Here is a 26,457-nt window from a genome sequence, read left to right as displayed (position 1 = left end):
GGCAAGGTTTATGGCAATGCTAGCGTGGGCTGTCATACTGATGTTTATGGCTCTGTTTATGGTAATGCGAAAATCTCTGGTTATTTCGTGATTAGAGGTAATGTATATGGCAATGCAAGATTAAAAAGAGATAGTGATTTATATTGGGTTCCCATAAATTGTGAGGTTTATGAAAACGATACCGTTGTAAAGATTATTGAAAATAACGCTGCGTAAATAATGCGCGGGCGCGGCGGGGGCGCCTGCTTTCCAACCCAATTTTTCTATTTCAAATTTTATCAAACGTTTATCACATTAGATTGTGAGGGTCTTCTTATGTGCAAAAAATATGAATTAACCAGTGAAATCAAAAAAATCAAACATGCTCTTACTCGAAATATTATAAACCTTTATCGCATTAAAGCTTTAAAAGATTTTGATGATATAAAGGCGGGGTCTTTAGGCGGCTTTATTGAAAAGGAAGTCAACCTATCCCATGAGGGCAATTGCTGGGTCTATGATGAGGCTTGTGTCTATGGTCATGCAAGGGTGTATGAAAATGCAAAAATACGGCATTATTCGCAAGTCTGTGGTCAAGTTTATGGCAATGCTGAAGTCTATGGAAAGGCTTTTATCTCTCAATATGCAAAAATTTATGACCATGCTTTTGTCTATAGCAATGCTCATGTTTATGGCAATGTTTATGGGTATGCTCATGTGAATGGTAGTGCCCGCATTCTTGCTGATGCTCATATTTATGACCATGCGCATGTTTCTTATGATGCTACGGTTTTTAGTTATGCACGCGTTTATGGTCATGCCAAGGTTTGTGGCTCTGCTTGCATTTATAGCCATGCAAAAGTTTATAATTATGCTGTTATTAATGGTCGTGCAAAGATTTATGGCAAGGTTTATGGGAATGCTTGTGTGAGTGGCTCTTGTGAGATTTATGGCTCTGTTTATGGCAATGCTAAAATCTCATATTGTGCAACAATCTGGGGGCGTGCTTATGGCAATGCAAAAATCAATAAAAAAAGCAAAGTAAGGTTGGTTCCAAAAAATTGTGAGGTTTGTGAAAGGGATAAGCTTGTCAAGATAACTGATAAAACAGAATAAAAAGAGACATGGGGGGCGTGCATTCTTTATGGTTATAAACGCATATAAAATGCATTGCTATAAACATATCATAAAAGAGAGAGTAAAATAAAAAAAAAGCCGTGCCAAATGATATGACGCGGCTTTCAAATAGCGTTTTTTATTGATTAAAATGAATCATCCACAATGGAGTAATGAATGCATATATACAAAACGTATCATATTGCAAGCGCTCTATGAGAGATATGAAAACTTATCAAAAGGAATGTAAACGATGCGTATGATCTTTAATCACTCATTTGAATAAGAGAGCCTATAAACGCTTTTCATTGCTATCAAATGTATCAATAAAACGTTCTTATCTTTAAAGAGATCATTTAAAACAAAGCACATGATCATGATGCTTCTTTTAAAACGTTTCAAAGTACTAAGCTCAAAATTGAGCTGAGTGAATTGAAAGAACGCTTTGTCTAAAATCAAACAAATCAAAACGCTTGGTAGGTTTATTAATCCAATCAAAAGAAAATGCTTATTAAGTGAATATCTTATAACAAAACGTTTTTTTACATTTACGAGCATTGGTTTTTAAAAGCAGCTTTTCATAAGAAAAATAAACAAACGCTTTTATAAAATGTAAGGTTTTCAAAATTTTGCTCTGCTGTGAAATCTAGATCTTTGTTTTTTCGTAAATGAAACGTTCTTAAGAACAAATGGTAACTAAGTTATAGCTGTTATAAAAAAGTTTTAACGTTTCTTATAAAGATCTCATTTTATGTTTCAAACGTTTAAACGTGCATTTAAAGAGCTTTCATAAGCGTATTTGTACTTTTCATTAAAACCTAATTTCTTTAAAAATTAGCCGGTCCATTTTGGGGATGTTATCTTAGAATAGAGCATTCTTAAATATTACAGCTTTTGACTCAAAATTGAGTAAAAACCCATACCTTATGATGTTACAATGGTTTTGAAGTTTGTTTGCTTATCTTTGTCTTAATAGCTGCCCCCAAATTTGGAAAGAGCTCATTTGGTTTCGTATTTTTAAACTATAACTTTAAAAACGTTTTTAGTACCAAATCTAAAGTAGATAGTAATTCTACTGCCATGGCATTATTTGCTTCCATTTTTTTGTGGAAGCGAATAGTTCCATTCTTAAAGACTAACCTGCAATCTATTCATTAAAAGGCTTTTCATTTCATAAGATATAGCGTTTTGAATTTCATATCTGTTGTGATGATAGGATCTGTATAATGCCTGCCTATCGTTTTCTAAATTTTTAGAAAGCGTTTTAAATATGATTTTGTCTTTAAATCTTTTTATGCAATTTTATAAATTAAACTTATAAGCTTATAATAGTTTCGCTAAAAATTTAGCGAAATTAAAAAAGTCTATATTACTAACTTCAATGCGATTTTTAAGTGATAAAAACGTATCATAAAATTTATAAACTGTTATGAATGATAACAGCTTTTCATTTCATTTGAATACACACATGCGTTATAATCTTTACATCATGATTTGCTTTTTATGCTCTATTCATACATGGCAATCTTATATCAAAAATGGTCAAATGAATCACGTATAAAAATGTGGATTCCTAAGTGGATTCATATAAAATTTTATCCAATAAATAATTGATATTATTATATTTTTATGCAATGCGCGGTGGAAAAAGAATACTTCAGATTGGATTCGGAGGTGGACAAAATTATTATTTTGGGAGAGGGCAATCATTCATATGAAGTCTCTATAGTTTTGTGATGTGGACATGGTGCGTATAGTTATAGAATGCTCTCCTAGTGAGTGCTAGATGGTGCTTTTGCGTCCGTAAAATATTGTGCGTTGGTTGTTGAACTAAAGTTTCATAATTTTAGATCGTAGAGCGGTGGGGCATAGAGGTGCCTTATGTATCATAAACGCTCTTTTTTAATTGGTGTATAGGCACAATGGATTGTAAAAATGCTAATGCCTGTGTTTTTTGACAACTTGGTCGGCTTTGTTTTTTTACGTATGTAAGCAGCGAGTAAGCAAAGGTTAGCACAGGTGTATTACTTGCAGTACCAAAAAGTTTGATTAAAAATACTAAAAATGGATATACAAGACGAACAAACGGCTCGCTGAGGATCTTTTATCAATGACTGTAGTTGCTTGGGGGCATAGTATTGTACAAAAAAACGCATGGCATAAAGTCCAAAAAAACAATAAAGGTGCATTGCGCTTCTTTTTTAAGAACTGGGCATCTCCTCTTACCTTAATGCGTTCTCATTATGCATCCTTTACACAAGACTTGCGATGGAAAGACTTTACGGAAAAAATCAATGTGTTTTGTTTAAAAGATCCGAGCTTAATATGCCCTTCAATATGGAAAGATATTTCACAATGTTTGTTGTGATGAAGCAATTGCTCTCTCTTGGCATGCCACTGGCTATAGGGTTTATCTCTCAGATGATGATTTCCTTCACAGATGCAGCGCTTGTAGCGCATTTAGGCGTGCAAGCCTTGAGTGGTACAATGTTAGCTCTGAGTATATTTAGTTTTGTTATGTTGTTTGGGCTAGGTATTATTACCGCGGTTGCACCAAAACTTGCGGAAAGTTTTCGCAGACAAGATAGATATGCATTAAAGGCATGGTTTGATCAAGGAATATGGCTTTCCCTTGTGATTGGAATGATGAGTGCAATCATTTTACTCAATACGAGGAATATTTTGTGTCTTCTCGGCCAAGATGAGACAATTGCCAATATAGCACAGGAATATAATAGTGGCGCTGCTATAGGGGTGGTGTTTTTTTATCTTTATGTGAATAGCCGAGGATTGCTGTCAGCAATTGGTAATCCACAGCCCTTAACTTGGGTTATGCTTGCGGCTATCATCGTGAACTTTTTTATATCTTGGCTGCTTATTTTTGGTATAGGTTCTGCAAGCGGATTAGGTGTCTTTGGTGCAGGAATTGCGAGCAGTTTGATCCGTATTTTAATTGTTATTGCAGCAGCAATAATTTTGTCCCGCAATTCTGCTTTTCATTCTTTTCGCTTTAATTATTTGAGACCAAAGTTAGAGATTTCACGAATAATAAAATTGCTGCGAGTAGGGCTACCTATTGGTATACGTATTCTTATTGCGGAGGGCTTTCCTTCGGTCATTGCATTCATGATTACGGCTTATGGGATCGAATCTTTGGCCGCACATACGATAGGGATGCGACTCGATATGCTTATTTCTGTGGTGGCTTTGGGGATTTCCAGCGCAGCCGCGACAATAGCAGCGTGGTATAGAGCAGATAGGAATAATATGGCTCTAAAACAGCTGCGTATGAGTGTCACAGTTTTTGCTGTAGCTTATGTCTTATTTTTATCAGTGGTTGTTTATCTCTCTTATGAATTTATCCTTACAACCATCTTTAATATTTCTGAAGACAGCGTTGTTGTTTTCTCTTGGAAGTTGCTTCCGTTCATCTTATTGTCTTTTGCTTTTGGCACTTTAGGAGCTATGCTCAATGGCATACTTGTGGGTTTGCTTGATACGTTTTGGTCAACAATTGTTGTAGCAATAAGTTATTGGGGGTTAGGCCTATTTGGGGGAGCGCTAATGGCAAATTTTTTTGAATATGGCTTTATTGGCTACTGGCTTGGCATGATTGGTGCAAGTTTAATCGTTTCTCTCTTTAATTATATGCGCGTGGGTTATTTAATAAAATGCAATCCTATGGGGGCAGAGTGAGTGTTATAAAAGCGCTTGTAAAGCACTAGCTGTGAAGGCTTAGCTACTCACCATCCATAGAGGCTGTTTTTACTTCTATGGAGATAACAATATAGGTTACAAAACTTGCTTAATATTGAAAAGAAGTGTCTTTGATTGTAGCCTCAATATTATTTGTTGAGTTTTTAAAATAATATGGGTTTATTAAAATCATTCGGCTACAATTTAAGAGTAAGTTCGGTAGATTGGAAGAGTTTAATACCTTAAAAAATGACGAGAAAAAACGTGCTTATATTCATACGCCGTTGAGGAGGCATTTAAAAAAGTTGTTGTTTTTATAAGTCATTACCATTGTGATGCTAAAACGCATGCATTTGTCAAAACAATCGCAGACGCTAACGATGTTATTCTTGCAAGCCCTGTTTATCACGGGTCTTATTCAGGGGGGATTGAAGAATGCTCTTGATAATTTAGAGTATAATGCTTTTGGGATAAAGTTTTTAGTCATCTCTCTCATGACAATATAACCCAAAATGCGCACTGCCCTGTGTATATTTGGTACCAATTGTGCATACGCTTTATGGACAGGCGCTGCAATATCAAGTTGCTTCGGCTAAAGATGATTTTGCGTTTGAGAATGAAAACCGCACACGGAGACTTAGCAGCGTAAATGTACGGGCTTACTGCGCACATCTTGCTGATAAAATGTACAATAAGGGTGGAGGATATGATCAAAAATGATAGGAAATACCGTTATTTAGTCATTGGTGGTGCAGGAATATTGGCTCCCTTCGCCGGTTATTAGGGCTGAACAACGTGATTATCGCAGCGCGTTTTCGTTCTCATCAATCCAAAATTGAGTTATTTCAGACAAGGGCTAAATGTATATTTTGGAGATTATTATAAGCCATAGGCACAATTTTTAAAAGGGGTACCCCTCTGGACAGGCTTGAAATATTGCATATTATGGGGGGGCATTCGCTTGCACATGCATTTTCGTGTAGGTTGAGATTGAGCGGTTGGCCTTCTTACCGAAGCCTCTGCGTATTGTTCATGTTTTTGGTTCTAATGCAGAGGATAAAATAATCTCTGGATGTGCGCATCACAATGAGATTGATCCCATATCTGTAAAATTAGGTCGGAAAAGGCGATCATATGGCCGGCGGTGGTCAATGAGAAGAGTGTATATGATTATGTGGGGTTTATAAGAGTAATATTGAGAAAGAATTTGCGCAAAATTAATGATAATGCCTCCGAAGTAAAATTATTTTTTAAATTGCCAAGGAGCTTTAAAATCGTGGCGCTCATAGGATCTTACACGCCGGATTGGGGGGTGTTTTAGAGTGAGATGGCGCGCAAAAGCTTTATTTTGTACTGAAAACAAAAGGAACGAATAGCGAGTTTGATTTGCGCCTTAAAGAAATGCTGAAGATTAAATGCGGCAAGGCGCATTTTACCGCCCTTGAGACTGGTGTGGTGTTTAACGAGGCACCGGTGATGAGTTGGCGCGATTCTAAGCGGGGGATGGTGGTAGAAAGAGTGGGGGGCTGTGGTAGGAGTGGGCGGCACGAATGACGCTGTCTTTAGTTGCGTACCGCCAAGCTAATTTTGTGCTTTGCGAAATTAGCCAAGGCTTTTGGACGTACCGCGTAAAATCTTATGAATATCATGCAGAAGGCGCGCAGAAATGGGGGATTGCGTGTCTAGCTTCCCAATGCCGTAATTAAGTACAGCCACAAATGAGATAGCTCTTCAATATCATCAGTCGCACTGATACTTGTTCTTTATTTTCAAACAATAATAGGTCAGATGGTAACGATTATGTCCTTTCTATCTGAGAAAAGAGTAGCACCGCTTGCGTATATGCACGAGTAAAAGTCAATCAACATTGGTCTGAGGTAAAAACAGCCAATTATTTCTAATACACCTAAGGATTTCATAGCTTGCTCTAACGGTTTATATAAATCCGCCCTTTTAAAAGGTGGATTGGGTGGAAAATTTATTGGGATATAGGCTTTATGAATCTCTCGAACTAAGCTTCCTACTATGCAGGCCCTAAGGCGTGATTGCATATATGGTCGCATCTGTTGCTCGTTGTGTAGGCAGAGATCCTAAATTAGGAAAGGAGGGCTGGTCTTTTAATTACAAAGGAAGAATACGGCGCGTAAGTGCAACAAAATGTATTTTGAGGAGCGGTAAAGGGGTGAGGCATTTGATGTCCAGCGGGTGACGGATTAACTGGAGTATAAGTAGGCATTGCTAGGGCGGAGTTTTTAGTTAAGAATTGCGCTCTGTGCGCTATAAGCTCTCTGCATCCTTCATATAGGCGTTGGATCATCGCCCAATGCAACGTAAAGGGGCTGTTTTGTCTTTAGCGCTTGTTTGGCTGCTTCTATAGTGCCGCTGGCTCTATCAGCCATTATGGTTATAATTTCCTCGTCCAAAGAACAGATCAATCGATTGCGTAATAGGGTATGTGTGCCTTTTTTGACCGTGTCTTTTTTAAAAAGCAGCTGTTACCTCGTGGCAGGATTGGGTGTGTTTATATGATCAGCCTGCCAAAGAAATGGAAGCGTTATCGCGATAGCCACCAATAGTAGTCCAGCGATAAAGGCGGCAGCAAACTGCAATGATATAAAAGAACCAAGGACGCCGACCAAAAAGCTTCCGACCGGCATTCCAGCATAGCCTATCACCCGAAAAGCAGAATTAGCTCGCCCGAGAAGTTGCTTTGGTGTGAGGCGCTGCCTGAAGGCGGTAACACCAATAAACCATAAGCTTGCTCCAACGCCAGCGATAAAGGTGACGCCCCATACGACGACAGCACTTTTTGAAAAGGCTGGAATCAGCAGCAAGACAACCGTTCCTAAACCGTCAGTGAGAACAGCTAGGCGCACCGGTGCATAACGTATACGCGGCGCAAATAGGGCACCTGCCATTGTTCCAAGCGCGTAGGCCGCAAACATCACGCCATATTGGCTGCTATGTAGGCCCAGATACCGACTGTCGGTAACGAAGAAGATGAACGAGGTTAGGAATGCTCCAAATACCACCGATAGAAAGAATGTGAGTAATGTAAGGGAGGTAAGATGCCGATTTGAAAAAATGAAACGAAAGCCGGCAATAATATAACGGAAAGTGATGTTTTCTTTATCAAGTGTTGGCGATGTCGGAACAGCACGGCGAGCGGTAAAAATCAATGTGATAAAAAGCACGATTAACAAGCCAAGAAATAGCAGTGTGCCATGCCCTAAAATGCTGCTTGTTATGACAGGGGCAAGAAAATAGGAGACCCCGAAATCTAAAAACAAGACAATTGAGTAGAAGGTCATCAATCGCTCTCCCTCCATGATAAGTGGTGGAATCGTCATTATATAAGCTTCGGCAGAAACGACGATGAATCCAGCAATGGTTGCATAGAAGAAAATTTGTTCGGCTGGAGCAATCTGTATCATGAGCAGTACGAACAGGACAATATGCAGTAGCATGAAGATGAGGAGAGCTGTGGTGGCAAGTTTTATTTTGTCGCAGCGATCAAGTAAAGCGCCTGCAAGGATGCCGAAAATTGGCCACGCTAATGAGAAGAGACCTTGCGACCAACTTACTCCGACTACGCCATATCCAGATTGTCTTGCTAATAGCGGGATGGCAGTGCGCAAAGCACCGCTGAGTAAGGCGAGCAGACTAACGGTTAGGCAAAAATAGCGTATGTTCCTGTTGGCAAAAAGCGTGAACATTCTTTTCTCCTTAAGATGCCATACAGGTTTCCGCTGTTCCATCAAGTACGGCGGTTGTATTCAGCATGTTTGCGACATAGCCGTCCAAGATATTCCTATCTGCCTGAGGTAGAAGAAAATACATAAGGTTGGAATACCATTGCCAACCACGCTGAGTCAGCTGGAGATCGTTATCACTTTCTACGATGAGACCTGCACCTATGAGCTGTTGTAGGTTATTGTATACGAAAGAGGGGAGTGCGGTCCAGTCAATTCTTTCTTTTTTGGCATAGCCGTTATAAGGTAGCCGCATACACAAAGCTTTGGAGGCTTGTTGCTCCGCTGATACCCAATTGTAGTATACTTTGGATTTGCCTTTAAGTTGTATGTCGGTAATGTATCCGCTTCGACTGGGATTGGCTCGTGTGACGAGTGAGCCGAGAATCGACAGTGCTGACGCCCCGAAGCCAACCACATAATCGTCATGATAACCATACAAATATTTGTGATAGCGGAAATAATTAGCTGAACTCGTTTTAGCGAGCGTTAGAGGAGTGTTATTGGCAATTTTGATATAGGAATGCCCATTACACGGCGCATAGCAGCAGCTGCGCATAACGATATCGCTAAATAATCGAAGCATCTGTCGATGCTGTAGGCTGGATGACTTTAGCCCTTTTGGTACGTAAGACTTATGCAGTTGCGACGTGATAGCCAGATTGTTGATTGCATAGAGGTTGATGGTTTCAGGATGAAGCTCGCTGGCTTGCTTCAAATCGTATAATAGTTCTTCGGCTTGCTGGCTGTGCTGCCATATAGTAGGTCGAAACCGACATGTCCCAATTATCTCTTGTGACCAAGCCATGGTATTGTTGATTTGTTCACGTGTTGAGGTGAGGTTAAACAATGATCGGAAACGCTCAATGAAACTCTGTATACCGAAGCTGATCCGGTTAACGCCGATCTCACGGGCAGCATAAAGTTTATCACGTGTGACGCTCTTCGGTTCGCTTTCCAGTGTAAATTCGGCTAAGGAAGAGAGCTCAAATTCGGCATGCAATACTTTTCCGATGTGTCGGATATTATCTGCGGACAAAAGCGACGGTGTGCCGCCCCCTATATAGATGCTGCGGATGTGCCCTCTAAGCGAGCGAATGAAATTTCCTTTGTTTCTGATCTCTGTGGTAAGCGCTGACATATAAGATTCGATTTGCTTAACGTGCTTGTAGGCTCCTTTCTGAAAGGGACAGAAGGAACAGATGGTTTCGCAAAAGGGAATATGCAAATAAAGAGAAATGGTACGCGCTTATGGAATTTTCTTACTGTGCGCTAGTTTATTAAAGTCTAGGTAATCGTAAAATTCATTTGAAATAGTGCGAAATAACGGATATGTGAAGTTGTAAATCGTCTTGAGTTGGTCGAACTTCACAAAAGGATGATCCACGAGTTGCATAACTTACCTCCCCCAATTTCTTAACTCGCACTATATTATTGACGGGCGACTGGTGACCCAATCACCCTAGTGTATTACCAAAGATTTTTACGGAACATAATGAATCCTCCTTTTGTAGAAGTTATATGTATTATACATATAACTTCTTATATGAACAGGCGAGCTTGTTTAAGAGGCAATGTAAAGATAAAAATATAAAAGAACTTTCTCTTGCAGCCTTATGGTCTGATATTGTAATTGGTATCCTGTTTTACGTGGTCGGGCTATGAATGCCTAGGGCGAGAAAAAGCAGGGTATTTTAATGGACGTGCGGGGCATCATTGTTATGTTGCTGGGACTTGGAATTTGCGTCTGGTTATGAAATATCATTAGTGCAAAAAGATGATTTTAAAGGTAGATATATATTTTTTGATATCCCTGTAAAACTTCGAGAAGAGATAGAATTATCTATTAGAAAACATATAAATGTCCAGTGTGATAATATTATCGAATTACATGACATCATCGCTCTTGCCCGCCATTTTGACATATTGCCTAAAATCTCATTGAGATTGTGCCATGTACTGGCAAACGGGGATAGATTGCGTTTTGGTATGACTGCGGCGGAGTTACGTGCCGCATTATCTTTGCTAGAATCCAATAGGATTAGGCTTAATGGGGCGCCTTTGCATGTGGGCTCTAATTTGAATTCGACTGAGTTAATAGTATCCACCTTAACTAAGGCTGCAAAGGATATTTACGCATTGAAGGATCAAAAAAGTTTTATCAGTCTAGGCGGGGGATATCCGACTTCCACAGCGTTCTGCGATGCCGTGACGATCAATGACGAATACCCTCGTAAAATTTATGAGGCATTATCACAATTGGGTTGTGATTTACATAAGCTTACGGTAATTATTGAATCTAGGCGTATTATATCTGAAGATTATGGTTATTTATTTTCTATAAAAGAGCAGAGTGGTACGAACTTAATTACAATCTGGGCTCTGGGGATGTGTACTCAATCTGCACAGTATCACTAGGTCATAAGTCAAAGTATGTGAAAGCAACTGATACAAAAAAGATTTTACGATGGTGGAAGATCGACGATGAAGGACTTTAGTTCAAAGGAAATTGATATTATTGTGTTCTCATATCCTGATTTTTTGGCTTTTTAGATATAAATAACACACCTCCTAGTGGGCTGGAGACTATCAAATGTTGGATCACGCATGGCGCAATTAGCAAAAATTCCTATCTATTGGATTTGGTATGCTCTACTGGATTCTCAGCTCTAAATATTGTGTGCGAAGTGCAATGTCAAGCGGTGGAAATTGATATAAGTGCAGAGTTTGTACCATTCGCTCAGAACAAGGTTGATAGCTCTGTTATGCAGGCGATGGTTAAGTTTCATGTCGGAAATGTTGAGCGTATGTCTTATCCTGAAAATACATTTACGCATATTATGGCGGGGTGAGTGTTTGTAAGCACAGCTGTAAAGGCTACTCACCATGCCTAGGGTGTTTACTTCTATGTGGATAACAATAGAGTTACAAAACTTGCTTCATATTAAAAGAAAAGTTTCCTTTCTTTTAATTAAGCATTGCGACAACCAAAAGGAAATTAAATATCTCGCCTTTATTATTCTCACCAATGTTTGCTTATATATGATTATTTGAATCGGAATTAGATTACGTACAATATGGTATTTCTCGCTGTTTTATATAAGGAGAAGGTTAGCACCGATGTATCGCGTGCAATATCATTTTTTCACTATGGTGATAGGATAGCTTGTTGAGCGTAAAGTTCTTTTACCTTGATGGATCTTATAGTATTATTCAAAATATCAGTTGATAAATTTTTTTCGTGTCGTTTATGCATGGGCTGATACAATAAGAATAGGACTTGATTGTTTTTAAAGTTGGTATGTTATGGATGTAAAAAATGGTAAACAAACGAAAAGTAAGAATTTTAAACCTGTTTCTCGTTTTCTCAAAAGTTTACGTGGTGTGCACAATTGGGAACAAGTTTCACAATGGCTTGCTTTCCGTAAGGTAGAGGATATTGAATGTATTACGCCTGATCAAGCAGGGGTACCACGGGGCAAGATGATGCTTTCTAAAAAATTTACATCGGAAACATCATTGGCATTGCCTTCAGCAGTTTTTATGGCAACAATTTCAGGGGATTATCCGGAAGATGGTCATGGTTTTGAATATCCTAAAGCAGATGGTGATTTACGCCTTGAGCCTGATCTTTCTACGTTAAGCATTGTTCCATGGGAAGATGCTCCTACGGCACAGGTGATTTGTGATCTTGTGTATCAAAATGGTCAGGTTGTGGATTACACACCACGCAATGTTTTACGAACGGTGGTTCACTTTTACACAAAAATGGGTTTAAGCCCTGTTGTTTCACCAGAAATTGAGTTTTATTTGGTACAAAAAAATCCCGATCCTGATTATCCGTTAGTTCCACCGGTTGGTCGTTCTGGACGTTCAATTGGTGGTGGACAGGGGTATTCCATTGCTGGTGTGAATGAATTTGATGATTTGATTGATGATATTTATCAATTTTCAGAGGCACAAGGATTGGAAATTGATACCCTCATTCATGAAGAAGGAGCAGGACAGTTTGAAATTAATTTACGTCATGGTGATCCTATTGAATTAGCGGATCAAGTTTTTATGTTTAAACGAACAATTCGTGAAGCAGCACTAAAACATAATATGTATGCAACTTTTATGGCAAAACCCATTCAAGGGCAGCCGGGTTCTGCTATGCATATTCACCAATCGGTTGTTGATAAGAAAACCGGTATGAATATTTTTACACAGGAAAATGGTGAAGAAAGTATCTGTTTTCGCCATTTTATTGGTGGATTGCAAAAACATATGCCAGGGGTACTTGTGATGCTTGCACCTTATGTGAATTCTTATCGACGTCTTGTTCCTGATAATTCGGCTCCTGTTAATTTGCGATGGGGATATGATAATCGTACTACAGCTTTTCGAGTTCCTCGTTCTGCTCCTCAAGCGCGGCGTGTTGAGAATAGACTTCCTTCATCAGATGCGAATCCTTATTTAGCCCTTGCAGCTTCTTTAGCGTGTGGTCTTATTGGTTTGCAACAAAAAATTGAGCCGGATGAGCCAGCGACAAATAATGTAAACGCTGATAATATTGAGTTGCCGCGTGGACTCATTGAGGCAGTCAATTTGTTTGAACAAGATACAGTGATACGTGCTATTTTAGGGGATGTGTTTGTCAGTACTTATGCTGCAATCAAACGCCAAGAGTTTGAAACTTTTATGGAAGTAATCAGTCCGTGGGAGCGTGAATATCTCCTGCTGAATGTTTAAATTTTATGACGATGATTGATTATAATTCAATTTCTCCAGGAATTTCTTGGTATGAAGATGCTTTAAGAGAACGTCCATCGTATCCTTCTTTTTGTGAAAACAGACAGTGTGATGTGGTCATTATTGGAGGCGGATTTACGGGTCTTTCGGCTGCTTATCATTTAGCCAAAGCTGGAGTAGATGTTGTTTTATTTGAAGCATCACGTTTTGGTGATGGTGCTTCAGGGCGCAATGGTGGACAGCTGGGAACAGGGCAACGGCAATGGGTAGAAACATTAGAAAAAAAGTATGGTTTTGAGCGAAGTAAGGCTCTGTTTGATTTGGCAGAAGAAGCTAAAAGAGATATTTTAGCTTTATGCACAATGCCTAATTGTCCGTGTGATTTGATAGGAGGACAGCTTTCTGTAACTCATAAAAGGCGTGAGCTTCTCTCTTATCAACGGCATATTGAGGCGATGCAGCGTTATGGCTATCACGCGCTTACTTTTATGGATAAGGCTGAAACATTTGAGCGACTTGGATCAACTTTTTATTGTGGTGGTATTTATGATGCGGATACCGGTCATATAAATCCCTTAAAATTGATTATTGGGTTGGCAAAAAGAGCACAAGATGCTGGTGCTAAGCTTTATGAGAAGTCACAAGTAACGACCGTAAGGCGCAAGGGAGCACATTGGAAAGTAATAACAGAAAAAGGCAGTGTAACAGCAGAGCATGTTTTACTTGCAACAAATGGGTATAAACTTGGTCTGGAGCGTTTTATTGAAAAAAATATTGTTTCTATTCGCTCTTATATTGGAGCAACGGACCCATTACCAAAGCATAGTTCAATTCTTATAGGGGGGGAATCGGTTGATGATTCCCGTTTTATGGTTCGCTATTTTCGCAAAAGCATTGATAATCGCCTCTTATTTGGTGGTGTAGAAAGTTATGATAATAAGCATCCTCTAAATTTAGATGAACGTATAAAACGGCAAATTGTTGAAATTTATCCTCAATTACATTCTATCAATTTAAGCCATCGGTGGGGAGCAACGGTTGCCATCACAGTTGAACGCATGCCTTATGTTCGCCAAATTTTTTCAAGGATGACTTATTGTGGTGGTTATTCAGGGCATGGCGTTATGCTGGCTCCTTTCGTGGGAAAATTATACGCAGAATGGTTAACTGGAAAATATGAACGTTTTTCCTATTTCCAAGACTTAAAGATTTCATCTTTTCCGGGGGGAAGAGTTTTGCGTTATCCGCTTATATTTTTAGCAATGCGTTGGTTTTCTTTATTGGATCGCCTTTAATGGAAACATTGCTTGAAATGAAGAAAATTAATGGCTTATTTAGTATCTGTCTGCTTTAATGATGAAAGCTTTTATAAGTGATATGGGATTTCATAATCGAATAGAAAAATAAACAAGTTCATGGTGCGTAAAATTATTCCAGTTTCTTCCTTTGATTGTATTGTTTTTGGTGGCAATGGTGATCTGGCGTTGCGCAAGCTTTTGCCGGCTTTGTATCATTGTCAGTGTGCTGGGCAATTCAGTGAGCCAACACGTATTATTGGGGTTTCGCGCACTTCCTTAAGTCGTGAAGAATATCAAAATTCTATCCGTCTTTCTTTAGAAAAACATATCCATCCAAAAGATCTAAATTCAACAGAACTCAATCATTTTCTTGCACGTTTAACTTACGTTTCTGTTGATGTTTCCTCAAATCGAGGGTGGGAGGATTTAGCTCTCCTTCTGTCACAAGATTCAGCGGATATTCGAGCTTTTTATTTGGCTGTTGGTTCGTCACTTTTTGCTGATATTGCGATGAAGTTGGAAAAAAATGATTTGGTGACACCACAAACACGGATTATCATTGAAAAACCAATTGGTTGCGATGTAAAAACAGCGGTTTCACTTAATGATGTATTTGCAAGCGCCTTTAATGAAGAGCAGATCTTTCGTATTGATCATTATCTTGGGAAGGAAACTGTTCAAAATTTAATGGCATTGCGGTTTGTTAATACACTTTATGAACCGCTATGGAACTCCAATTATATTGATCATGTTCAAATAACCGTTGCTGAATCTTTAGGGTTAGAAGGGCGTACAGAATATTATGAAAGCACTGGTGCTTTACGCGATATGGTTCAAAACCATATGCTACAATTACTTTGTTTGGTTGCGATGGAAATACCATTTACCAACAGTGCTAATGCTGTACGTGATGAAAAACTTAAAGTTTTACATTCTTTAACACCGCTTGATGTCCATAATGTAGGGCAGCATACTGTACGTGGGCAGTATCTTTCTGGTCTATCAAATGGTATATCTGTAGAGTCTTATTTTGATGATTTGGGAAGAGTGAGTAAGAGCGAAACATTTGTAGCCCTTAAGGTTAAGATTGATAACTGGCGTTGGGCTAATACGCCTTTTTATTTACGAACAGGTAAGCGCATGTTCACGAGAATGTCTGAAATTGTTGTGGTTTTTAAACCTATTCCTCATAATATTTTTAATGTGGATTTAGATGAAATTTTTTCTAATCGGCTTGTAATTCGTCTCCAACCTGATGAAGGTGTAAAACAATGGTTGATGATTAAGGATCCAAGTTATGGCGGTATGCGGTTTCGTCACATTCCATTAGACATGAGTTTTGCTTCCGCATTTTCTGAACGTAATCCTGATGCTTATGAACGTTTATTAATGGATGTTATTCGTGGAGATCAAACACTGTTTATGCGTCGTGATGAAGTTGAGGCTGCTTGGCGTTGGATTGATCCAATCATTGAGGGGTGGGAAGCAATAAAACAGCCTGTTCACAGTTATAATGCTGGTTCGTGGGGGCCGTCTGCTTCGATGAGCCTCATGGAACGTGATGGGCGTATATGGAACAATTTAGTTTAGAGCAATAAGTATGTATAGAATGAATATTGACCGTTTAGATTTTGAAACCCCTCAGACTTTAGCCTTGGCATTGGCAGATCGAGTAGCCGCAGAGCTTAGTGTATCTGTTCTTGAGCGCAAGAGAGCAGTTTTAGCGGTGTCTGGTGGTAAAACACCAGCATTGTTTTTTCATTATTTGTCAAAAGCGGATATTGATTGGCAAAATATTATTATCACTTTGGTCGATGAACGTTTTGTCCCTACACACGATGAACGTTCAAATGAACATATGGTACGGTGTCATTTGTTACAAAATTTTGCCGAAAAAGCACGTTTTGTAGGGCTTTATCATAAAGCAATTACTGCTGAACTTGCTGCTTTTTCAGCGGCGAGTCGTGTTAATACTTTGCCTAAACCCTTTGATGTTGTTGTTTTAGGAATGGGGCAGGATGGACATACGGCTTCTTTTTTTCCTGATGCTGATCGTTTAAAGCAAGCGCTTGATTTACGAACACAAGCACTTGTTTTACCCCTTCATGCTAAGAGTGCTGTTGAGCCAAGACTCTCACTAACTTTGCCAGTTATTATGCAATCTCGTTGTATTATTCTCCATTTTGAAGGTTTTCAGAAACGCGATTGTTTTGAAGAGGCTTGTCAAGACGGGTCTGAAATAGAAATGCCTATTCGGGCAATTTTGCGTAATTCCCCTCATCTCGTTCAGGTTTATTGGTCGCCTGCAGAAAATGAAATAAGTGAATCAAAATATGCGACACAAGGTGAATAAAAACGTAATCTCTCTCAATGAATGAGGGGCAGCAACAATGAAAGGGGGAGAGAAATATGGCACTTTCCAAGACAATTGCCACAGTTACACGAAGGATTTATGAACGGTCTCAATCAACACGAGAAATTTACTTAGATCGTATTGCAAAAGCACAAGTTCATCGCCCCAAACGGAGTTTTTTAGGATGTGCCAATCAGGCGCATGGCTTTGCTGCTTGTGGTGCAATAGATAAAGAGCGTTTGAAGGGAAATATTGTTGGGAATATTGGCATTATCACGGCATATAACGATATACTTTCAGCGCATCAACCTTTTGAAAAATTTCCTCACTTAATTAAAGAGTCGGCCCGTATGGTTGGTGGTGTTGCACAGGTTGCAGGTGGTGTTCCCGCGATGTGCGATGGTGTTACGCAGGGAAATGCGGGGATGGAGCTTTCCCTTTTTTCGCGTGAAGTAATTGCAATGGCGACAGCTATAAGCTTATCACACGATGTCTTTGATGCAGCATTGTATCTTGGGGTGTGTGATAAAATTGTACCAGGTTTATTGATTGGTGCACTAACATTTGGTCATTTACCAGGAATTTTTATAGCGGCTGGTCCCATGACGAGTGGTCAAGGTAATGATGAAAAAGCGAAGATACGTCAACTTTACGCGGAAAACAAAATAGATCGCCAAACACTTCTAGCATCAGAAGCACGTTCTTATCATGGGCCAGGAACATGTACATTTTATGGAACAGCTAACTCTAATCAGGTGATACTGGAGATGATGGGGCTTCATATGCCTGGAGCTTCTTTTATTAATGCTAATACACCGTTGCGTGATGCTTTAACAAAAGAAGCTACGAAACGTGTACTTGAAATGACAGATCTTGGTGATCATTATAGTCCACTTGGTATGATCATTGATGAGCGTTCTTTTGTGAATGCCATTGTAGGATTAAATGCAACAGGAGGTTCTACCAATCATGCGATTCATTTGATTGCTATGGCTGCTGTTTGCGGTATTAAATTGACATGGCATGATATTGCAGAAATTTCATCCGTTGTGCCTCTTTTAGCGCGCATTTATCCTAACGGTTTAGCAGATATTAATCATTTTTATGCTGCGGGGGGAATGGGATTTATTATTCGCGAGCTTATCGAGGCAGGCTTGGTCCATGAAGATGTTTCTACGGTTTTTGGTAAAGATCTCAATGCTTATGCAATTGAAGCAAAGCTTTCTACTGATGGTCATGTGGTGCGTGAAGCGGCTCTTAAGGAAAGTGGTGATCATAAGGTGTTAGCAGGGTGGAGAAAGCCATTTCAGTCTGATGGTGGTCTTCGTGTTTTATCAGGAGATTTGGGAACAGCTATTATAAAAGTTTCCTCTGTTAAACCAGAGTATTGGCAGATTAAAGCACCAGTCTTTGTTTTTAATGATCAAGAGGAACTACAAAAATCTTTTAAATCTGGAGTGTTGCATAATAAAGACTTTATCGCTGTCATTCGCTATCAAGGACCAAAAGCCAATGGTATGCCAGAGCTTCATAAATTAACGACCATTTTAGGCGTTTTACAAGATCGCGGTCAAAAGGTAGCATTGATAACCGATGGGCGTATGTCAGGAGCGTCAGGAAAAATTCCTGCTGCCCTCCATGTGACACCAGAAGCAGTGGATAATGGCCCCATTGCACGTTTGCAGGATGGTGATATTGTTTTTCTTGATGCTCATGAGGGTAAATTAACTCTTTTGGAGGATTTAGCAAAATTTAACGCGCGACAAATCATACCTCCAGATCTTTCAAAAAACGAACATGGTGTTGGACGCGAACTTTTTCATGTTTTTCGTCAATCCGTTAATCGTGCAGATCAAGGGGCATCTGTTTTTATGACATGAAAAATGCAAAAATAATAAGCTGAATCATATACAATGAAACCATATACAAGGAATTGTTACAATTCTTAGAATTTTGGTATAGGCAGATTGTGTGATCGCGCAGCAGCTTTGAGTGTATTCACCATAAGCATGGCAATTGTCATTGGTCCAACGCCTCCTGGAACAGGGGTAATCGCAGCAGCTTTTTCTTTTACGTTTTCAAAATCGACATCACCAACAAGACGTGTTTTCCCTATACCTTTTTCTGGTGCAGCAACGCGGTTAATACCGACATCAATAACAATTGCACCATCTTTTATCCAGTCTTTTTTAATCATTTGTGGACGGCCTACAGCTGCTACTAGAATATCAGCGCTTCGACACACATCATCAAGGTCACGGGTACGACTATGGGCAATTGTCACAGTAGCATTGGCTGCTGTTAAAAGGGCAGCCATAGGTTTTCCAACAATATTAGAGCGTCCAACAACGACAGCATCAAGTCCAGATAAATCTTGCCCACAATGTTGTTCAATCATCATCATGGCACCAGCTGGAGTGCAGGGAATAATTGCATCTTCAAGTGCATTTGCCGCGAGTTTTCCTACATTAATATAATGAAAACCATCAACATCTTTTTGGAAAGCAACGGCTTGTGTTATGCGATTTGTATTCATATGAGCAGGGAGAGGCAGCTGTACCAAAATACCATGAATTTTGGGATCAGAATTTAATGTTGCAATAAGTTGAAGGAGTTCTTTTTCTTGTGTTTCTTTGGAAACGGCATGTTTGATTGAAAGAAACCCACATTCTTCGGCTTTTTTATTTTTTGAGGCGACATATACTTGACTTGCAGGATCATCTCCAACGATAATAACAGCGATACTAGGTTGTATATTATAGTGATGGCGGAGCTTTGCTGTTTCGGCCTTAACTTTCACAATAATCTCTTCAGCAAGTTTTTTTCCGTCGATAATATTATTCATTCAGAGATCCTTTCGGTAAGGCTGTTTGTTTTTTTTGTAAAGCATTTTCTAATAATACGATAGAGTTTTATAGCAATATTCATATGAGAACAGTAAGAATGGTTTTATAATGTTGTGGATTTATAGTTTTGAAGACTTTTAAATAATTGCTTTATAAAGAAGCAGCAACATTGCTGTTTGAATAAATTTTGGATAAAGAACAAAAATAATGAAGATACAAAGTGGATATAGTGAATTATAGGGTTATAAAAACTTTTTATGATCATTTAAGTTTGTTTTTAATCTGTTATAGGGGGATAAGTATAGAGGGATATTGTGCGCATCAGAATAATAAAACTTTTGAGCGGAATTTTTATTACAATTATCTTTTTATTGGGAGTGGGGATTCTCGTTTTACCTTATCTTATCTCTACAGATGCGATTCGTATTCGTTTAGCGCAGGATTTGAGTGCATGGACGGGTTACAATGTGCAATTGCGTGATCCACCGCGATTACATCTTTTTCCTTATCCTAAAGCATTTCTTTCTGGCGTTACTTTAACATCAAAAATGGATGATGTTGCGCCATTAATGGAAGCTGAATCAATAGAAGTTGATCTTTCTGTCGTCGATCTTCTTTGGGGACATATTTCTTTTTCAGAGACGCGGATTATGCGTCCTCAATTTGTTATGGAAAAGCCTGTTAAAACAATAGCAGATTTTTTTGATCGGTTTTCTCGCTCACAAGGTGCATTAGGGTTGGCAATACGTAATACGCGTGAAATATTAAAACATAATCCTGAACATCCAGAGATAGAGCAACTTTTAAAACAACCTTTTGGGCGGATTGTCATTAAAAATGGTGTTCTTGTGTATCACGATAGTTTTTCAGGAGCAGCAGAAAAAATAACAGGATTAAATGCAACTTTAGATTGTCCGAAATCAACTCAGGAAGTACGGTTACGCGCAGATGCGCGTTGGCGTGGAGAATTTACAAAGTTATCAATTGATGCTTCTCAAGCATTGTTGCTTCTTGCAGGAGGCAAAAGTCATATTAGGGCAAGTCTCAATTCTGTACGTGGGGGAATAACTTTTACAGGAAAGGCTCGGTTATCTGAATATTATATTTTTGACGGAAAAGTATCGATGCGTTCTCCTGGATGGAATCAGACATTGTCTTGGGTTGGTGGAAATCAGTTTTGGGGACATAAATTAAAAATACCCATTGTATGGGAATCTCATTTTTTAGCGCAGCCAATGCATATCCAAATGAACAATGTTACATTTACGATGGGAAAAGCCAATGCGCGAGGAGCTTTAAAACTCGATTTTCAAGATTATGTACCAAATGTCATGGGCTCTTTAGCTTTTGATAACCTAGACCTTAGCCTCTTGAGTTCAATATTTTTTTCAGGCAAAAAGAAAAATGCCTGCTTTGACATGAGAACTTTTGATCGTATTGGCGTGGATATACGACTTTCTGCGCCACAAGCTAAAATAGGAAATATTTCACTCACAAATTTAGCTGCTGCAATACAAATAAGAGATGGGCATGGTATTTTTGATCTTGGACATGCTAATATTTTTGGTGGATCCGTGCAAAGTAATATTGAAGTTACGTCAGCTGGACAGAGAGTGCGTATTGGAGGAAATATTTCAGGCGCTTCTATTGATATGCAGGAGACTTTAGAAACCTTGGGATTTATTCCATTTATACAAAGCAAAACGAATTTTACTGCAACGGTACGAACACTTGCTGATTCTTGGCCAGAAATTTTCACGAAAATGCAGGGTGAATTAACACTGAAGATGTCTTCTGGTCGGCTATTAGGGTATGATCTGAATGAATTACAAACAAGACTTTCAAATAAACAACAATTTCTTTTAATGAATAATGATACTTTTTCAACAACATTTGATCACTGGGATATTCAGACAAGCTTTTCAGAAGGTATGATGAAGGTGACAGAGTCATCAATGCGTACAGCAGACTTGAGCTTATCCATTCAAGGAACCATTGCAGCTGCTATGGCGCAAGGGAAGCAAAATGAACTGATATTACAGGCACAACTAGACAAAAACTATAGATCAGAAACTTTATGTAAAGACGTCCAATGTCTTGCTAATAGCCTTGCATGGCCTTTTACATTTTCTCTAAGCTCTAAAGGACAAAATCATGGTAATTTTTGGGTTACAAAAGACATTGACGCAGATTGAGTATCGTTTTTCATCTGTATAATATTCTATCCTATAATGGTAATTCGTTTTTTTGCAACTTAAAATTGTCTTTTAAATTTAAATCAGAGCTCCCATTATCGAAAGATTCTCTCATTTTAAGTCCGTTCGTCGTGAAGCAGTAAAAACCGTCCTCTCCGTCATAATAAGTGTGGTTGATATAGATAAATGACTGAAGAGAAGAATAAAAATCCTTCTTATGGAATCTCTCAAATACAAGAGATTCATAATATTGATGCAAATCTTAGAAAAGTTGCTAAAAAACATTAAAATTTTAAGGAGGATGTTGGCCAGTGCTTATTGAATCGCAGAAGAAATACCATAGCCATCTTTGGTAATTGTATGCTTCCCGTCTGCTCCAACAGAACCAATTCCCACTGTAATCAAAATAAAGGCTAAGAGGGTTGTAACCGTAATAATTGTAGCTTTTTTAGCAGACATATTTTTCCTCCACGGATGCATCAATGACTGAATGCAAAGATGAATGGTGTATTATTTAAACTTTTATGAAAGCAGAATCACTTAAGGATCTATAAGTTCCTATTATTATCTCATAAAGCTAAAAAAACTCTATAATTCTTTAATATATTACAGTTCTATAGATATAATTTTTTCTTTTTGCTATATATTTTTCTTCATTTTCTCGATGACGATAGTGAGCATTGGCAAAATTTTTATGCGCATAAATTATAAACTTAAAAGATTATTTATCAGACAGACATTGGCTTTGAATGAAGAAATAAAGATAGAGGGGGCACAAGCTTCTTATCTTGTGCATGTTTTGCGTATGAAAGAAGGAGCAGAAATTTTACTTTTTAATGGACAGGATGGTGAGTGGCTTGCTAAACTTATCGCTATTAAGAAAAAATTTGTTGTGGTTCAGCTTATCCATCAAGAAAGATTACAAACGACGCATTCCAATCTTATTTATTGCTTTTCTCCACTCAAAAACGCGCGGTTGGATTATATGGTGCAGAAAGCTGTTGAAATGGGGGTATCGATTTTGCAGCCTGTTATGACGCATCATACGCAAGTTACGCGTATCAATATGGCGCGTATGGAAGCCAATGTTATTGAAGCTTCTGAACAGTGTGGAATTTTATCTCTTCCTGAATGCGTTTCTGCTCTATCATTAGCAGAACTTTTAGCACGGTGGGATAAGACACAGCCTTTATTCTTTTGTGATGAAGAGCATAAATCGCATAATCCATTAGCTTCTTTTAAAAAGCGTGACGTTACAACACCTGGTATTCTTATTGGACCGGAAGGTGGCTTTAGTGAAGAAGAGCGGAGCTTTTTAAAAAAACATCCTTTTGTGGTTCCAATATCATTAGGTCCGCGTATTTTACGCGCTGACACTGCCGCTGTTGCTGCTTTGGCTCTTCTTAATGCTACCGTGGGGGATTGGGCAATGGATTGAGAAATCTGTAAAATCATTCTAAACAATTCATTTAAGATGATGATACCAATTATAGGATACGATGAGTTATGGCGCTTGATATAACTGATGAAAGTGAAATTTATAACTTAGATTCTTTGGTTAGCTATTTCCAAGGGGGGTATAAAGCAGAAGATGATTGGCGCATTGGTACAGAACATGAAAAATTTCCGTTTTATAGAGATGGTTTTCACCCTGTTCCTTATGAAGGAGAGAGGGGAATCCGAGCGCTTTTAGAGAGGATGCAAAGCGCCTTAGGATGGAAACCTATTTTAGATGAAGAGAATATTATTGGGCTCGTAGGATCCGTTGATCAGGGAGCCATTTCTTTGGAACCTGGGGGACAATTTGAATTATCTGGTGCACCATTAAAATCAGTAGGCCATACATATTACGAGTTGATGGAGCATTTAACTCTTCTCAAAAAAATTGCAGAACCATTGGGTATAGGTTTTCTAGGTCTTGGAGCTAGTCCAAAGTGGACTTTAGCTGAAACGCCGCGAATGCCTAAATCACGTTATCAGATTATGACTGATTATATGCCTAAAGTGGGGTATAATGGTCTTAATATGATGTATCGCACATCAACAGTTCAGGTTAATCTTGATTTTTCATCTGAAAGTGATATGCGGCGAAAAATGCAAGTGTCCATGAAGCTACAGTCCATTGCAACAGCATTATTTGCAAGTTCACCTTTTACAGAAGGGCGCCCAAATGGCTTTTTGTCGTGGCGTTCTGAAATTTGGCGTAATACGGATAATCAGAGGACAGGCGTTCTTCCCTTTATATTTTCTGAGCGTTTTGGTTTTGTTGATTATGTTGAATGGGCCCTTGATGTTCCAATGTATTTTGTTGTGCGTGATGGTCGTTACTATGATTGTACACACATAACGTTTCGTCAGTTTATGAATGGAGCATTAAAAGGACAAGTTGCAAATTCAATTCCAAACATGGGAGATTGGATTAATCACTTATCAACGTTATTTCCTGAAGTCCGCTTAAAAAGATTTTTAGAAATGAGGGGAGCTGATTGCGGTTCTTGGAAGCGCATTTGTGCGTTGTCGGCTTTTTGGGTTGGGCTTCTTTATGATAGGGAAGCACTTAATGAGGCAGAGGCTTTGACAAAAGATTGGTGTTTTGAAGAAGTTTTAGAGTTGCGCCAACGCGTTCCTAAAGAAGGGTTAAAAACTCCTTTTCGTCAAACTATTCTTTTAGAGTTAGCACGTCAATCTCTCGCTATTGCTCGCAAAGGCTTAAAAAATCGCAAACAGTATGATACGAATGGTTTTGATGAAACAAATTTTCTTAATCCTCTAGAAGAGGTTGTTGCAATGGGACAAACAGATGCTGAAAAATTTTTGTCCCATTACTATTCTATTTGGAATGAGTCGGTAGAACCTTTATTTTTAGAATGTGCCTATTAAATTTGAAGCAAAGATACTTCCTACTTTTTTAAAAATGCATATAACCGTGGTGGTTCATTCACTCATTTGCTCTAGAGAGCATATCCTACCTTGCTTTTAACATTTCTCATAACGGAAAGGATACAATACAAAAATCTCTTGGGCAGTGTGATTTTTATACCCAATAATATCACGATATTTCCGTAATCGTAATGTTGTCCCTTTGTACTAAAGATAGTTCATAAGAGATAAAGCTTATTATCAAACATTTTTTATTCACTTGGCTCATCTACTTATGAATAGGTCTGAAAATAATATTTTTCACTTTTAAAAGGGATAAAAAAATATAATTTGCGGTTAATAGTCAATTATTATAATTCAATATACGATGCTTATATGAAAGAGCATTTTATTATACAAAAATTATGATATCAATCTTTCAGTGCGCTAAAAAGACAGTAGAAAAAATACCGATAGATCTATGTATGTATAACTCAAGCTTATTTTTATAGAAAAAAGAAATATATTATATAAATAGATAGAAATAAAGATGATAATATATAGAATGAATGTGTTAATTACATCATTAAATATTAATAAATAAAAATATTATCTTCATAGGGTTATGTGAAATTATAAGCTATTCATAGATAAGAAATAACTATTTGTATGCAAAGGGGTTATTATATTAAAATACTATTATTCTTGATAAAGATGAAAGAGATAAAGAGATTGAGCTTGTAACGAATGAGTGTTTGAATACGCATAAAAATTCAAAAAAGAACAACATTTCTATAGCAGAATAATTTTTATCAGTATGAGCGCAATTTATTATAGACGATTAATTATCTCCCATATATTGTAAATTTACTTTAAAGCTTCTTTTAAAGCTTCTTTTAATGCTTTATAACTGTACTATTCATAAAATTTATAATATTTGTAGGCTTAAAGCCTCTCATTTTAATCATATACCCTCAGTCTTTTCCATTATTTTCATTATCTAGAAATTTGTAACCGCCTTTGTTATGCTCTCACTAGGATAAGCAGCTTTAAAGTGCATCCGTAATGGCATCACGCCTCTGTAAACCAGCTGTTGTGTTTTCTTCTGTAGAATTTGTAAATAAAAGGGACTGTTTCTCATCACGATCAGTTACAGAGATTCAACGTTTTTATAAAGATACCGTGGAAAGCATTGACCTGTATCTATTGCATCTAGATTAGGCAAATTCTTAGCTATCAACACAGAAAAAACGCTTCGTGCTCCTATGCCTATAATTTGTATTACTCTATTTTCTACTACTGGCACCATAGGGAATATATGTGGTATCTGATAAACTCCATCATTGAAGATACAACTATAATAAAGCCATTGTCGTGTAAAAGGGCGATACGAACTTTGCGTGAGGCATGCCTCTTCAAATTCAAAAACCTTCCTCTTATTAGTTCTTGCTTAACATTATAACTCCAACTTATCTTTTTTGTATCTAAAATGACAAAATTATCTACAGCACGTGCACGTGTTGTTCGATCAGCATATGAATAGGTATCGTTAAAAGTTTTACTGCGCTATTATAAAAAGCAATCATATTATTTATATTTGCTGCTCAAGCTCCGCCCTTCAATGTTTCG

At 38.2% G+C, this 26,457-nt stretch carries 21 protein-coding genes and 2 pseudogenes; 18 read left to right on the top strand and 5 right to left on the bottom strand.

Annotated elements, in window-relative coordinates; all coding sequences use genetic code 11:
• From ACFIK0_RS07050 to ACFIK0_RS07015, 8 genes and pseudogenes are all read left to right on the top strand, one after another.
• Positions 1 to 216, top strand: a pseudogene (locus ACFIK0_RS07050) (hypothetical protein); the annotation flags it as partial.
• A 99-nt stretch (positions 217 to 315) separates the two neighbouring features.
• The gene (locus ACFIK0_RS07045; RefSeq protein WP_375663710.1) at positions 316 to 1,095 is read left to right on the top strand and encodes a hypothetical protein; all 780 of its coding nucleotides are present in this window, start codon (positions 316 to 318) and stop codon (positions 1,093 to 1,095) included.
• Between the two features lie 2,355 nt (positions 1,096 to 3,450).
• Complete coding sequence (locus ACFIK0_RS07040; protein ID WP_375663709.1) at positions 3,451 to 4,791, top strand: MATE family efflux transporter; 1,341 nt, start codon at positions 3,451 to 3,453, stop codon at positions 4,789 to 4,791.
• 316 nt (positions 4,792 to 5,107) lie between these two features.
• Entirely contained in the window at positions 5,108 to 5,236 is a 129-nt protein-coding gene (locus tag ACFIK0_RS07035; RefSeq protein ID WP_375663711.1) for an NAD(P)H-dependent oxidoreductase, read from the top strand.
• A gap of 101 nt (positions 5,237 to 5,337) precedes the next feature.
• The gene (locus ACFIK0_RS07030; protein WP_375663708.1) at positions 5,338 to 5,511 is read left to right on the top strand and encodes a hypothetical protein; all 174 of its coding nucleotides are present in this window, start codon (positions 5,338 to 5,340) and stop codon (positions 5,509 to 5,511) included.
• A gap of 424 nt (positions 5,512 to 5,935) precedes the next feature.
• Positions 5,936 to 6,112, top strand: coding sequence for a hypothetical protein (locus tag ACFIK0_RS07025; RefSeq protein WP_375658111.1), 177 nt, complete (start codon positions 5,936 to 5,938; stop codon positions 6,110 to 6,112).
• A gap of 65 nt (positions 6,113 to 6,177) precedes the next feature.
• Positions 6,178 to 6,345 carry a hypothetical protein gene (locus ACFIK0_RS07020; protein ID WP_375637524.1) on the top strand — a complete coding sequence of 56 codons (168 nt, stop codon included), beginning with the start codon at positions 6,178 to 6,180 and terminating at the stop codon, positions 6,343 to 6,345.
• Complete coding sequence (locus ACFIK0_RS07015) at positions 6,342 to 6,497, top strand: hypothetical protein (protein ID WP_375663019.1); 156 nt, start codon at positions 6,342 to 6,344, stop codon at positions 6,495 to 6,497. Before ACFIK0_RS07020 ends, ACFIK0_RS07015 begins: the two co-directional genes overlap by 4 nt.
• Before the next feature lie 789 nt (positions 6,498 to 7,286).
• Here ACFIK0_RS07015 and ACFIK0_RS07010 read toward each other — a convergent pair.
• A complete protein-coding gene (locus tag ACFIK0_RS07010; RefSeq protein ID WP_375663707.1) occupies positions 7,287 to 8,507 on the bottom strand; it encodes an MFS transporter in 1,221 nt (406 codons plus the stop codon).
• A gap of 10 nt (positions 8,508 to 8,517) precedes the next feature.
• A complete protein-coding gene (locus ACFIK0_RS07005; protein WP_375663706.1) occupies positions 8,518 to 9,771 on the bottom strand; it encodes a radical SAM protein in 1,254 nt (417 codons plus the stop codon).
• Between the two features lie 506 nt (positions 9,772 to 10,277).
• On the opposite strand from ACFIK0_RS07005, the gene ACFIK0_RS07000 reads away from it, so the two are divergent.
• From ACFIK0_RS07000 to edd, 7 genes are all read left to right on the top strand, one after another.
• Positions 10,278 to 10,961: a hypothetical protein gene (locus ACFIK0_RS07000; protein WP_375663705.1), complete on the top strand. Its 684-nt coding sequence runs from the start codon at positions 10,278 to 10,280 to the stop codon at positions 10,959 to 10,961.
• 218 nt (positions 10,962 to 11,179) lie between these two features.
• A complete protein-coding gene (locus ACFIK0_RS06995) occupies positions 11,180 to 11,395 on the top strand; it encodes a class I SAM-dependent methyltransferase (protein ID WP_375663704.1) in 216 nt (71 codons plus the stop codon).
• Between the two features lie 454 nt (positions 11,396 to 11,849).
• On the top strand, positions 11,850 to 13,277 hold the full coding sequence (locus ACFIK0_RS06990; protein ID WP_273790377.1) for a glutamine synthetase family protein: 1,428 nt from the start codon (positions 11,850 to 11,852) through the stop codon (positions 13,275 to 13,277).
• A gap of 11 nt (positions 13,278 to 13,288) precedes the next feature.
• A complete protein-coding gene (locus tag ACFIK0_RS06985; RefSeq protein ID WP_375643369.1) occupies positions 13,289 to 14,572 on the top strand; it encodes an NAD(P)/FAD-dependent oxidoreductase in 1,284 nt (427 codons plus the stop codon).
• Positions 14,573 to 14,692: 120 nt separating this feature from the next.
• The gene (gene zwf / locus ACFIK0_RS06980; protein WP_375643335.1) at positions 14,693 to 16,165 is read left to right on the top strand and encodes a glucose-6-phosphate dehydrogenase; all 1,473 of its coding nucleotides are present in this window, start codon (positions 14,693 to 14,695) and stop codon (positions 16,163 to 16,165) included.
• Positions 16,166 to 16,175: 10 nt separating this feature from the next.
• The gene (gene pgl / locus ACFIK0_RS06975) at positions 16,176 to 16,928 is read left to right on the top strand and encodes a 6-phosphogluconolactonase (protein WP_273790379.1); all 753 of its coding nucleotides are present in this window, start codon (positions 16,176 to 16,178) and stop codon (positions 16,926 to 16,928) included.
• 56 nt (positions 16,929 to 16,984) lie between these two features.
• Positions 16,985 to 18,808 carry a phosphogluconate dehydratase gene (edd, locus tag ACFIK0_RS06970; RefSeq protein WP_375663703.1) on the top strand — a complete coding sequence of 608 codons (1,824 nt, stop codon included), beginning with the start codon at positions 16,985 to 16,987 and terminating at the stop codon, positions 18,806 to 18,808.
• 65 nt (positions 18,809 to 18,873) lie between these two features.
• On the opposite strand, the gene folD is transcribed toward edd, so the two are convergent.
• Positions 18,874 to 19,773, bottom strand: a complete 900-nt coding sequence (gene folD / locus ACFIK0_RS06965; protein WP_273790381.1) for a bifunctional methylenetetrahydrofolate dehydrogenase/methenyltetrahydrofolate cyclohydrolase FolD — start codon at positions 19,771 to 19,773, stop codon at positions 18,874 to 18,876.
• Positions 19,774 to 20,088: 315 nt separating this feature from the next.
• On the opposite strand from folD, the gene ACFIK0_RS06960 reads away from it, so the two are divergent.
• Entirely contained in the window at positions 20,089 to 21,969 is a 1,881-nt protein-coding gene (locus ACFIK0_RS06960) for an AsmA family protein (protein WP_375663702.1), read from the top strand.
• 315 nt (positions 21,970 to 22,284) lie between these two features.
• On the opposite strand, the gene ACFIK0_RS06955 is transcribed toward ACFIK0_RS06960, so the two are convergent.
• Positions 22,285 to 22,428, bottom strand: a complete 144-nt coding sequence (locus tag ACFIK0_RS06955; RefSeq protein WP_375643339.1) for a hypothetical protein — start codon at positions 22,426 to 22,428, stop codon at positions 22,285 to 22,287.
• Positions 22,429 to 22,663: 235 nt separating this feature from the next.
• Here ACFIK0_RS06955 and ACFIK0_RS06950 point away from each other — a divergent pair, with 235 nt between their 5' ends.
• Positions 22,664 to 23,407 carry a 16S rRNA (uracil(1498)-N(3))-methyltransferase gene (locus ACFIK0_RS06950; RefSeq protein ID WP_375631008.1) on the top strand — a complete coding sequence of 248 codons (744 nt, stop codon included), beginning with the start codon at positions 22,664 to 22,666 and terminating at the stop codon, positions 23,405 to 23,407.
• 68 nt (positions 23,408 to 23,475) lie between these two features.
• Complete coding sequence (locus ACFIK0_RS06945; RefSeq protein WP_375637516.1) at positions 23,476 to 24,849, top strand: glutamate--cysteine ligase; 1,374 nt, start codon at positions 23,476 to 23,478, stop codon at positions 24,847 to 24,849.
• A 997-nt stretch (positions 24,850 to 25,846) separates the two neighbouring features.
• Here ACFIK0_RS06945 and ACFIK0_RS06940 read toward each other — a convergent pair.
• Positions 25,847 to 26,432 (bottom strand): annotated as a pseudogene (locus ACFIK0_RS06940) (type ISP restriction/modification enzyme); the annotation flags it as partial.
• Between the last annotated feature and the right edge of the window lie 25 nt (positions 26,433 to 26,457).

Source organism: Bartonella sp. CL63NXGY, assembly GCF_042194905.1.
Lineage (GTDB): Bacteria > Pseudomonadota > Alphaproteobacteria > Rhizobiales > Rhizobiaceae > Bartonella.
Note: the sequence above shows the minus strand (reverse complement) of the source record. Positions and strands in the feature narration are given on the sequence as shown.

What these genes read in the sequence shown, in the direction of transcription:
- zwf (WP_375643335.1), top strand. Translation starts at nt 14,693, where the DNA reads ATGGTGCGTAAAATTATTCCAGTTTCTTCCTTTGATTGTATTGTTTTT.
- ACFIK0_RS07015 (WP_375663019.1), top strand. Translation starts at nt 6,342, where the DNA reads ATGACGCTGTCTTTAGTTGCGTACCGCCAAGCTAATTTTGTGCTTTGC.
- ACFIK0_RS07010 (WP_375663707.1), bottom strand. Translation starts at nt 8,507, where the DNA reads ATGTTCACGCTTTTTGCCAACAGGAACATACGCTATTTTTGCCTAACC.
- ACFIK0_RS06985 (WP_375643369.1), top strand. Translation starts at nt 13,289, where the DNA reads ATGATTGATTATAATTCAATTTCTCCAGGAATTTCTTGGTATGAAGAT.
- ACFIK0_RS06990 (WP_273790377.1), top strand. Translation starts at nt 11,850, where the DNA reads ATGGATGTAAAAAATGGTAAACAAACGAAAAGTAAGAATTTTAAACCT.
- ACFIK0_RS07040 (WP_375663709.1), top strand. Translation starts at nt 3,451, where the DNA reads ATGTTTGTTGTGATGAAGCAATTGCTCTCTCTTGGCATGCCACTGGCT.
- ACFIK0_RS06950 (WP_375631008.1), top strand. Translation starts at nt 22,664, where the DNA reads ATGCGCATAAATTATAAACTTAAAAGATTATTTATCAGACAGACATTG.
- folD (WP_273790381.1), bottom strand. Translation starts at nt 19,773, where the DNA reads ATGAATAATATTATCGACGGAAAAAAACTTGCTGAAGAGATTATTGTG.
- ACFIK0_RS06945 (WP_375637516.1), top strand. Translation starts at nt 23,476, where the DNA reads ATGGCGCTTGATATAACTGATGAAAGTGAAATTTATAACTTAGATTCT.
- ACFIK0_RS06955 (WP_375643339.1), bottom strand. Translation starts at nt 22,428, where the DNA reads ATGTCTGCTAAAAAAGCTACAATTATTACGGTTACAACCCTCTTAGCC.
- edd (WP_375663703.1), top strand. Translation starts at nt 16,985, where the DNA reads ATGGCACTTTCCAAGACAATTGCCACAGTTACACGAAGGATTTATGAA.
- ACFIK0_RS07045 (WP_375663710.1), top strand. Translation starts at nt 316, where the DNA reads ATGTGCAAAAAATATGAATTAACCAGTGAAATCAAAAAAATCAAACAT.
- pgl (WP_273790379.1), top strand. Translation starts at nt 16,176, where the DNA reads ATGTATAGAATGAATATTGACCGTTTAGATTTTGAAACCCCTCAGACT.